Annotated in this window: 1 protein-coding gene; it reads left to right on the top strand. The window is 57.8% G+C overall.

Annotated features, from left to right (window positions below):
- The first annotated feature begins 522 nt into the window (after nucleotides 1–522).
- Complete coding sequence (locus QZY44_RS08650; protein ID WP_295445094.1) at nucleotides 523–1455, top strand: IS1595 family transposase; 933 nt, start codon at nucleotides 523–525, stop codon at nucleotides 1453–1455.
- Nucleotides 1456–1870 lie beyond the last annotated feature (415 nt).

The raw sequence follows: 1870 nt of genomic DNA, 5'->3' as shown, positions 1-1870 counted from the left end.
TAATAGAGCTTCATCTTCGATACCTCTGGTTGGTGGTCGATGGGTTTGTGCGATCCGACACGGGCCGGGTGGCGAGGCGCGGTCGGCGTGGCTACACCGCAATGTCGGGTCCAGTCGCGTGTAATTGAGGCGCCGTTCAGGCGGCCGAACACCATGTTCAGTGCCTTCTGTAAGCTCCGCCAGGCGGTGGCGCGGATCGCCAGCGCGGACCCCGAAACCCTGATGCGTGAACGCTTCGGCGAGGCCCCGGAGTCGGCTCCCCGCGACTCCTGATGGGCGTGAGGAGTCGGCGGCTGGAGCCCGGCGACGATCGCGATCGGTTGCGCAGCGGCACACCCCGATCGCGACCGGCTCTTCCACCGATGTTTCTGGCGCTGTCGTCGATGAGCCGATCAGATCAGTGGTGATATAATATGAGGCTCTTCCTGCGTTTCAGGCGGCTACTAAGTTGTTGTAAAAATATGAAATTCGCCTTATCCTAGCGGGCCGCCAGTGAGGTTTGCAGGACTCGGAATCAGGCTCATGATCTCTCTTACAACGCTGTTGGACGACGCCAAGTGTTACGACGTCTTGCGTGGATTGCGCTGGCCTGAGGGCGTGATGTGTCCACATTGCGAGTCGTTGCAGGTGAGCAAACAAGGGCACGACACCACGCAGCCAGCCCGCCAGAAATATCGTTGCGAGGACTGTGGACGCCACTTCGACGACTTGACCGGGACGATCTTCGCCGGCCGCCATCAGCCGTTGGATGCCTGGATTGGCTGCTTGTACCTGATGGGCCTGAACCAATCGAACTGCCAGATTGCTCACGAATTGGACCTGAATGAGGATGATGTGCAGCGCATGACCGAGCAACTGCGCATGGGCATCGTCGCCAAGACGCCGCTGCCCCGCTTGTCGGGTGAGGTCGAATGTGACGAGGTCTATGTCGTGGCTGGCCATAAGGGCCACCCGGATGCGGTTGAAAAGAAAGGGCGAAAAGGGCGCCGTCGGCGGTTGAAGGGGGCGCCTGGTCGTGGCACGCTGGAGAAGGAAAAACCACCGATCTTCGGCATGATCGAGCGTGGCGGACAAGTGGTGTTGCGGATGTTGGAGAATGTCCAGCAAAAGACCATTCGACCGTTGATTCAGACGATCATTGCCCCCGGGACCCTGGTCTACACGGACGAATACGATATCTACGCCCGACTGCCGCAGTGGGGTTATGGTCATAAAACGGTCTGCCACAGCCAAGGCGAGTACGCCCGCGATGAAGATGGCGATGGCTTCCACGAGGTGCATGTCAACACCATGGAGGGCGTTTGGTCACTGCTGCGCTCCTGGCTCCGTCCGCATCGTGGGATCTCCCAAGAAAAGTTGCCGCTGTATGTGGGCTTCTTTCAGTTCATGCACAATGTCCGGTGTCGCGGTAGGGGACTGCTTCAGCCCATGCTCTCGGCCTTGCTGACCTGCTGACCAATTCGGCCTGAAACAGACGTAGATCCACAGTATTGGCGGCCCGCAAGGATAAGATCATTTCTATTTTATTACAATTACTTAGTAACCGCCCGAAACACAGTAAGAGCCTTCCGTCATTCCGGCAGGATGCCGGTAGGAATTCGCCTTGGACGGTAAGCCGAGGTTGGCCGTAATCTCCAAGAGCTTGATACTTGGGCTCATAGGGCGAATTGTGTGGTACCCTCATGTGCCAGGAAAGCCCCCCAAGCTGAATCACCACCTGTGCTGGCCAACAACACTGTTAGCCCCATGAGTCGCCTTGGTTTGTTGAGTTTCCTATCCTCCTGTCACTGATGCGTAGCGACAGCCTTTGATAGCGGAGCAATACCATAGATAGTGTTGCTGGCGCCCTTCCGACCAGATGTTGTACCTG

This window comes from uncultured Thiodictyon sp. (assembly GCA_903837595.1).
Lineage (GTDB): Bacteria > Pseudomonadota > Gammaproteobacteria > Chromatiales > Chromatiaceae > Thiodictyon.
The sequence above is the reverse complement of the archived record's forward strand: the minus strand, read 5'-3'. Positions and strand labels throughout refer to the sequence as shown.